The sequence below is a fragment of the Methanoculleus sp. UBA413 genome, assembly GCF_002502935.1.
Lineage (GTDB): Archaea > Halobacteriota > Methanomicrobia > Methanomicrobiales > Methanoculleaceae > Methanoculleus > Methanoculleus bourgensis.
On the sequence record NZ_DAQR01000082.1, the window covers coordinates 1 to 8,118 of the forward strand.

At 60.0% G+C, this 8,118-nt stretch carries 9 protein-coding genes; 3 read left to right on the forward strand and 6 right to left on the reverse strand.

The features are described 5' to 3' along the window. Positions 1–349: 349 nt before the first annotated feature. The 5 genes from BP858_RS06790 to BP858_RS06810 form a co-directional block, all read right to left on the reverse strand. Positions 350–1,093 carry an MIP/aquaporin family protein gene (locus BP858_RS06790; RefSeq protein ID WP_281768743.1) on the reverse strand — a complete coding sequence of 248 codons (744 nt, stop codon included), beginning with the start codon at positions 1,091–1,093 and terminating at the stop codon, positions 350–352. 68 nt (positions 1,094–1,161) lie between these two features. Next, positions 1,162–1,371, reverse strand: a complete 210-nt coding sequence (locus tag BP858_RS06795; protein ID WP_014867475.1) for a DUF2180 family protein — start codon at positions 1,369–1,371, stop codon at positions 1,162–1,164. A 17-nt stretch (positions 1,372–1,388) separates the two neighbouring features. Further along, positions 1,389–2,888: a DUF2193 domain-containing protein gene (locus BP858_RS06800; protein ID WP_062264088.1), complete on the reverse strand. Its 1,500-nt coding sequence runs from the start codon at positions 2,886–2,888 to the stop codon at positions 1,389–1,391. A 563-nt stretch (positions 2,889–3,451) separates the two neighbouring features. Beyond that, a complete protein-coding gene (fen, locus tag BP858_RS06805) occupies positions 3,452–4,453 on the reverse strand; it encodes a flap endonuclease-1 (protein ID WP_286879158.1) in 1,002 nt (333 codons plus the stop codon). A gap of 43 nt (positions 4,454–4,496) precedes the next feature. Beyond that, the gene (locus tag BP858_RS06810; RefSeq protein ID WP_014867472.1) at positions 4,497–4,811 is read right to left on the reverse strand and encodes a hypothetical protein; all 315 of its coding nucleotides are present in this window, start codon (positions 4,809–4,811) and stop codon (positions 4,497–4,499) included. Between the two features lie 58 nt (positions 4,812–4,869). On the opposite strand from BP858_RS06810, the gene BP858_RS06815 reads away from it, so the two are divergent. After that, positions 4,870–5,781: a presenilin family intramembrane aspartyl protease PSH gene (locus tag BP858_RS06815; RefSeq protein WP_074176089.1), complete on the forward strand. Its 912-nt coding sequence runs from the start codon at positions 4,870–4,872 to the stop codon at positions 5,779–5,781. On the opposite strand, the gene BP858_RS06820 is transcribed toward BP858_RS06815, so the two are convergent. Further along, positions 5,666–6,694, reverse strand: coding sequence for an NOG1 family protein (locus BP858_RS06820; protein WP_074174892.1), 1,029 nt, complete (start codon positions 6,692–6,694; stop codon positions 5,666–5,668). The genes BP858_RS06815 and BP858_RS06820 overlap by 116 nt on opposite strands. Before the next feature lie 48 nt (positions 6,695–6,742). Between BP858_RS06820 and BP858_RS06825 the strand changes: the two genes are divergently transcribed. Together BP858_RS06825 and BP858_RS06830 are read left to right on the forward strand one after the other, a co-directional pair. Continuing rightward, entirely contained in the window at positions 6,743–7,621 is an 879-nt protein-coding gene (locus tag BP858_RS06825; protein WP_062264080.1) for a CBS domain-containing protein, read from the forward strand. A gap of 144 nt (positions 7,622–7,765) precedes the next feature. Continuing rightward, positions 7,766–7,975, forward strand: coding sequence for a histone family protein (locus tag BP858_RS06830; RefSeq protein ID WP_011844756.1), 210 nt, complete (start codon positions 7,766–7,768; stop codon positions 7,973–7,975). Positions 7,976–8,118: the final 143 nt, after the last annotated feature.

An 8,118-nucleotide genomic window follows, 5' to 3' on the forward strand; every position in this document is an offset into this window, starting at 1 on the left:
ACCGACGCGGGGGTTCAACAGAGCTTGAACCTCGCCGATAGCCAACCCGTAACGCAGTGCACCCATGGTTGCGTTCACGCCAATGGGGGCAAGCCCCCTCCCCTGCCCCCACCCCCCGAGGAGATTCCCACCACGGTCCACTGCCCCGGGCGAGCCTGGGGAATAGGTGCTTTCATGCGTACAGCCTCTCGCGCTCTCACGCGAAGGACGCGAAGTTCGGTTGCTGGACGGTATAGTCCACTTCGCGCACTTCTGCGTAACGCAACAGTCGCGTGGAAGTATGGCCCGGTAGCCACACGGTCATGTGGTCCTTTGCCGGGAAGCGTGGGGAAAAAAGGGTGGGGTTGGCCTAATCGCTGGAGAGGTAGTCGTAGAGGAATGCTGCGAGCACCGCACCGATGATTGGGCCGATGATGTAGATGGGGAAGAGCCCCCAGAGGTTCTGCCCGCCAAGGAGCCAGTCACCGAGGTACGGCCCGAACGTACGGGCGGGGTTGAGCGATGCGCCGGTCAGGTTCCCGGTCGTCGTGATGATGCCGGCGACCGTAAGACCGACCGCGAGGCCGGCAAAGCCCGGCGTAGCACGTTCATCCACGGCGGCGCCCATGATGACGAGCATGAGGAGGAACGTCCCGATAGCCTCGATGACGATCGCCTGCAGGTAGCCGATGCCCGGGAAGGGCGCTGTTGCCCCGAGGCCTCCGATCGTGACGGCGTCCGGGCCGACAGCCCAGGCGAAGAGCAGGCTTGCCGCCGCCGCACCGATCAGCTGGGCGACGATGTACGCTCCTGTATCCCGGGCGGAGAACCGCCCGGTCGCAAAGAGACCTATCGTCACCGCCGGGTTGATGTGGCAGCCGGATACCCTCCCGAGGGCGTAGATGGACCCGGCAATCGCGATGCCGAAGGCGAGCCCTATAGCGAGCCAGTCGCCGAGGCCCCCGAGCGCCCCGATCCCTATGTTGAAGGGTGTCGTCGGGGAGGTTCCCGAAGCCAGCATCAGCGTGACGGCCGCGGCCCCGGCCCCGAAGAAGACCAGGATGAATGTGCCGACGGCCTCGGCGATGGACCGCTTTCCAAGAGATACAGTCATAGTTTCACCAGTTAGTCATACCATCCTTTTAGGGTAATGGTTTTGCCAAAATGATTTGAGAATGTGCCTCACTTCCCATACAGGGCAGCATAGCACTCGGGACAGAGGATCCGCGGCAGCGGAGCCTTCACGCGCCTGCTGGGGAGCGGGTAGCCGCCTTCCCAGACATCGACATCCTTCCGGACAGCGTGCTCCATGCAGAGCCCCATCCCACAGACGATGCAGATTGCCACTGCCTCGCTCTCTCCCCCCTCAAGGGCGCAATAGTAGCACTTCATGGCAACTCCCTTCCTCTTCAGACCGCCTCTTTCCACTGGCAGTACTGGTGCCGCAGATCAACCAGACAGGCCGCTGCGCAGTTCTTGCAGGCCCGCACCGGAGCAGCTGCCGTCTCCTTCTCGAGGGCGATGATGTTTGTCATCATCGTCGCGGTCACGGGCTCGCTCGTCAGGAGGCACGGATAGTCAGCAAGTCGCATCAGTGCGGAGAACCGGACCGATATTGCACAGGCCGCGTAGGCGTACCACTGCGGGTTCATCAGCACCTCGTTTTTGTGGATGGGCGCAAGATCGATTGGGTACTTGCCGACCATGGGGACCAGTTCCTCACCGGACCCGTTCCGGAGCCGCTCCGCCTTATCGAGGATCTTCCATCCGCGGTAGATTGTGTCCATGAAGTCGCAGTTGTGGAGTTCTGCTGCCGCTCCCCTGGCCGGGTAGACCTGGACGTAGTTGTGGAACCTCTTCGTGAGCAGGTCGACGATCATAGGAGCGTTGAACCCGTCGAGTTCGAGGATGTACTCGGTCGCGGCCGCCGAGGCGCCCGTCGCAAGCGAGAGGACGTCCCAGTAACTCTTGAACGAGTCAAGCGACTTCCGGAGCGTGGACTCCATCACGTCGGTGACCGCCTCGATCACCGCCATGATGACGTCGTCCTTGCACATATTGAAGGTCGACTGGGCTATGTGGTGCGAGACGTCGCCGACGCTGTAGGCGGGTATGGTCAGGATGTTGCCGTAGTGGACGCCGTCGTCGATGGCCGCCTTGACGGTCGCCTCCATCCGCCGCCGGTACTCGCTCATGTACTTCCGGGCATCAAACGACGTCATGCCGGCATCATCCATCAGTTCCACCTGGGCCTCGACCGGTTCGCGGTAGAGCTTCTGCATGATCTCGATCTCTTTGACCGTCGCCTCAGCGGGGGTGGCCCCTGCCTCGAGGGCGTGGGCGAAGGCGTCGCCGAAACCGTAGGAGGTGTTCATACCCCACGATTTGGCGGCGAGGATAGCCCGCTTGTGCTCGACCGGGATATCGGTCTTCGTCAGCACGCGGTTCACCACGTTGCTCGTGCTCCCTGGCATCAGCGCAAAGTCGACGACGCAGGTGGGGCCGTAGAACCCGCCGTAGTGCCGCACCCCTTCAAGGCCGATCAGTGCTTCTGCATCAGCGATTGCCTGAACGAAGGTATCGACACTTTTTGCGAACGCCTCGTCCTGACCTTTCAGGATCTCAAGCACGACCGGCGTCTGGTAGTGCTCAACGAAGGGGTCGTCTTCGGGGCGGACGGTCTTTGTAAGGCCCTTTAAGATCTCGTAGTGCGATATCACCGAGTTTTTGTGGAGGTCGATGACCGCCTGGCTCTGGTTGCCGATCGCCGTCATCTTCCGGGCCACGTCGACGTAGGGTTTTGTGTCCTCAATGACGAATTTCTGGCCGCGTTTCGCCTTTACTGTCTCCACGTCCGCTCGCTGGGCGGCCATGGCCTCGTTTATCATCTTCTCGTAAATTTCTCTCATTTCAGATCACCTTTTGATATTGTTCCCTGCTTAGAGTCTCAGCTGCTCATAAAACGATCCCTGCGGTGGCCCGATCAGGAGCACACCGGGTTCGGCAAAGCGATCGGTGAGCGAGGTACGGAAGTAACGGCGGGATGCAGCAGGATGGGTTAGCGCCGCCGGGAGAACGGTGGGTAATGGCCAGGAATGCCCGGGAGATCGCCGGGACACCCGCTGACGCGGTCGCTGGTTCCCGTACCTTTCATCTCACATCAGAATCCTTGTACTGGTATTACAATTGCTTAATGTGTCCCGGTACTTTATATCTATTGTGTCGTTGACAAACCGCCGAACCGAGCCTGATACGGGGTCTTTTCCGGGATGACACGATTTTCATTGGGTTTATGCGGGCGGTGTACCAGGGCGTGTCCAACGTTCCGTTATCCGGGTACCTGATCGGATTTCGTCTGGGTAGACTCCATAGCCTGCTGGATGCGGGAATGGACCTGGCCTGCCGACGCGGCTGCTACCGCCACAGGGGTGCGAGCGGCACCGGCCCCCGTTCCTCCCCACCCCGTGGTGCGTCAGAACCAGGCATCAAGCGTCTTCTGCGTCGCCTTCACCGAGACCTTGGTAAGAGCGTTTCTGACCCGGTCTTCTGAGAAGTCGTAGCGCCCGCAGAGCATCTCCACAACCTCTTCGACGTCCGGCGTCCTCCACTCGAGGGCGTAATCGTCGGTGACCGGCGGGTTCTGGAAGAACTCCCGGATCGGCCCGGGATCGAAGTCAGGCTGCTTCTCGGCGTTCAAGGACTCAAACTCGCCGTTACGCACGACCTTTAAGGCCGTCTTGCCGCCGACGCCCCGGATCCCGGGGTTGAAGTCGGTCCCCACCAGGATGCCGATCTCGATGAGCTGCTCTCGTGTGACACCGAGGCTGTCGAGGACGGAAGAGAGGACGAACCGCTCGGGGTTTACTGTGATCGTCCTGCCGCGTGCCTTCCTCCGGCCGCTGACTGTGAGGTTGCGCACGAGCACCGGGGAGCCGAAGAGGAGCGAGTCGTAGTCCTGCGAGACCGCGTAGGTGACGCCCCCGCTCCGTACCATATGAGCCGCCTGTGCTTCGCCTTCGCTCGGCGCCTGCACCACCGGGATGCCGAGCAGGTCGAGGAGTTCGTGGGACGACTCGATGATATGCCGGTCAATCCGGGTGGACGCGCTCGCCTGCTTATACGCCTCCTCCATATCGCCCTCTTTCAGTGCCGCCTTCCAGGCCTCGCTCGCCCGGTTGCGGACCTCCCGCCGCTGCTCGATCGTCTCCTGTTTGAACTCCGGCGGTTTCCCGTCAAAGACGAAGACCGGCTTGATGCCTTTCTCCAGGAAGTTGACCGTCCGGAAGAGGATGCCGGAGAGGTGCGAGGTGACCCGGCCCGCGCCGTTCATCAGCGGGGTGCCGTCAGGCTGCCTGATGATCGAGAGAAACTGGTAGAGCGCGTTATGGGCGTCCACCGCGGCGATGCCGGGAAGGTCGCCCCATGTCAATGTCTCTTTACAATCTGCCAGAATATCGCGGATAGCAACGCCCATGCTACCTACTCATGAGAGGGTGAGAGACCATGAAGATGGCGGTTCACCGGTACATCCGCCGGGAGAGCCCGTCGACGATCTCCTCGATGTGACCCATGGTGTTGTCGTATTTGGCGCTCATCGCCTTCCCCATCTCCTCCATGTTCACGCGCATGGTGCGCTCCCGCTGTACGACGCTCTGCTCGAGCCTTACGATCTTTAACCCAAGAGATATGAGCAGTCCTCCAAGAGAGAGCATCATGAACGTCGCAGCAACTGCTATAAGCAGGTCCTGCCAGAATCGCATCACCAGCACGACGGTGGAGGCCACCATCACGATGGTGAGAACGATGTCGCCGATGAGTTCGCGAATCTCCATATTTTAAAATGATGAGGATGCATTAATTAACCTACCTAAAGTGAATGGAGTTTTTATGATGCAGATACGCAACTGGCTGCCGTTTCTTGGGATGCCCCTCATGCTTCTCGCCGTCCAGGTCATCGCTATCATCCTCGTCATGCCCATGCAGGCGGCGGGGCTTGTGGCGTTCGAAGACCCTGAGTCGGTTGCAAATCCCTTGATCTTCATAGGGATGCTGCTCGTCTTCACGCTGATACTGCTCCTCCTGATCAGGGTGGGAGGACGGCGCTTCATCGCCCTCTTCATCGGCTTTGCCATATTCATGACGTTCCTCTACATCTTCGGCGCGCTTTCCACCCTCGCGCTCGGCGTGACCGGTGCCGCCGCCATCGGGACGGTCATCGCCGCCGGGGCGGCGACCGCGCTCCTCTACCTCTACCCTGAGTGGTACGTCATCGATATCCTCGGCGTGCTGATATCGGCCGGCATCGCGTCCATCTTCGGGATATCCCTTGCTATCCTGCCGGTTCTCGTGCTGCTCGTGCTGCTCGCCGTCTATGACGCCATATCGGTTTATCGGACAAAACATATGATCACGCTCGCCGAAGGCGTCATCGAGACGAAGGCGCCGATCATGGTCGTGGTCCCGAAGAGGATGGACTACTCGTTCCGCAAAGAAGGGCTCAACATCGGGGAAGGGGAGGAGCGCGGCGCATTTCTCATGGGCATGGGCGACCTGATCATGCCCTCCATCCTCGTGGCATCGTCACACGTCTTCGTGGACGCGCCCGCCGTCTTCTGGGTCCTCTCCGCGCCGACGCTCGGCGCGATGGCGGGCTCGATAGCGGGGCTTGCCGTGCTCCTCTACTTCGTCAATAAGGGTAAGCCCCAGGCGGGTCTCCCGCCCCTGAACGGCGGCGCGATTGCTGGTTTTCTGATCGGGGCGGTTCTTGCAGGCTCGCTTGCCTGGTGTCCATTCTGTGTCTGAGCAGCAGGTCGAGCACTCCCTCCACCCCCTCGCCGGTGAGTGTGGAGATCGCCGGGTAGTCCTCGATCCTCCTGATATCGGCCTTGTTTGCGACCGTCACCACCGGAACGTCGACGAGCCCCTGTATCTCTTCCTGGAGCCTGACCTGGTCGTCGAGCGCGTAGCCGCAGTGCTCGCTCGCGTCGAGGATGAAGAGCACGACGTCGGCCGTGTTGATGATGGCACTTACCGCCTGCCGCTCGATGGGGTTCCTCTCGTCGGCGGGGCGCTCGAGGACGCCTGGTGTATCGATGAACTGGACCCGTTCGCTTTTCCCGAGGTCGCGGTGGCCGACGATGACGCCCTTTGTGGTGAAGGGGTAGGCGGCGATCTCGGGTTCTGCCGTGGAGACGAGCCTGATAAACGATGATTTCCCGACGTTGGGGTATCCTGCCACCACCACGGTGAACTCGTCCTCGCTCACGTGCGGGAGTTTCCGGAGGATATTACGGGCTTCGTTGAGGAATATGAGGTCGTCGTCCACCTGGTGGACGACGGAGGCGATCCGGGCAACGGCCTGGCGGCGGAGCTGGCCCGTGTCGGTCGCCGAGCGCATGCTGCGGGCGTAGCCGGAGCCGATGACTCTGACCTGGTCCGCCGCCCATGTGACGGCGCCGAGGGACTTCTTCAGCCGGTCGAGCGAGACGAGGATGTCGGCCACCTCCCGGTAGAAAGGAGGGAGACGCTCGAAACTCGGGAACGAACTGACCACGCTCTTTAATTTATCGTGGATGGCGCTTGCGACCGCTCTCACGAACTCTTCGTTCGCCCGATCGACGTTGATCTTGAGTTTCTTCTTTGCCGCTGCCCTGCGAAGGCTGCGGTCGAGCACTTCATCAGCCGTTGGAACGGTCGGGATGGTTTCAAACTCCACTGCACGCACAACCTAATGTATTTAAACAACGTATTATGACTGATAACTATGGATCTCTCCCCGATTCAGAAGGATATCCTAATAACCCTGATTACCCTATACCATCAGGCCTCTCATTCTATAAAAGGTGAGGAGATTGCGGATGTGCTGAAGCGCAACCCCGGCACCGTCCGTAACCAGATGCAGGCACTAAAAGCGCTCGGGCTTGTAGACGGCGTGCCCGGCCCCAAGGGCGGTTACAGCCCGACCGCACGCGCATACAAGGAGCTGAACCTGGCAGACCTCGAGCACCAGTCAGAGGTGCAGATCCTCCGCGACGGTGAGAAGGTGAAGGGCGTCCGTGTCGCCGAACTCAGTTTTACCACCCTCTGTCACCCTGATCTCTGTCATGCGATGATCAAGATTATCGGGAGCGTGAAGCTCTTCAAGGTAGGGGATATGGTCTCGATCGGGCCCACGCCGGTGAACAAACTCCTCGTCCGGGGTGAGGTCTTCGGGATGGACGAGAACCAGCAGTTGCTCCTGATCAGTGTATCGGAGATGATATCACTGCCGAAACAGACGATCAGGCATTACATGAGCACTCCGCTCCTGACCCTGCCGCCTGACGCAACCTTCCGCGATGCGATCCGCCTCTTCAACGCGCACCATATTCACGGGGCGCCGGTGGTGCAGGACGGCCGCCTGCAGGGTATCGTGACGTTGAGTGACGTCGCCCGGGGCCTGGACGAGGGCCTGACGCTGGACGCGCCCGTCTCACGGGTCATGACCGCCGATGTGGTGGAGGCGCCGCCGTCGATCCGGCTCTATGAGCTTGTGGGTCGATTCAAGGAACGCGAGATTGGGAGGCTCGTTGTTGTTGAGGATGGTAAGCCGATCGGGATCGTTACACAGACTGATATAATCCGGGTCTTTCCCTCACTTTGATACCCTTCCCGTTCTGAATTTCTCGCTTCAACCCCTCCGGGGGCAGATAAGTATTTATATGAGAATACCTATGGTGCTTCTGTAAAACGTGCTCTGTTTGAGATTACATTTCACAGAGCTCAATGAAAAGGGGGAAATGAGATCGTGACTGATATACCACTGGCGCCTGTTGGCAGAATCGTGAAGAAATCTGGTGCGGAGCGTGTGAGTTCCGACGCCAATGAAGAGCTCGCAAAACTGATGGAGCAGTACGCATCAAGGATCGCAAAAGAAGCGATCAAACTGGCAGGTCATGCAGGCAGAAAGACGGTTAAGGCAACCGATGTTCGGATGGCAGCTGAGACCGTGAAATGAACCATCCCTAATCTCTTTCTTTTCGATCCCAAAGACCGCGCTGACCGATACGGGCAGGAGGAATCTCAGGCATTTGTATGAGGAGATCCCGGAACCTGCATGAGATGGAGGCCAGATGGATTGAAACAGCCCGCTCTCCCGGG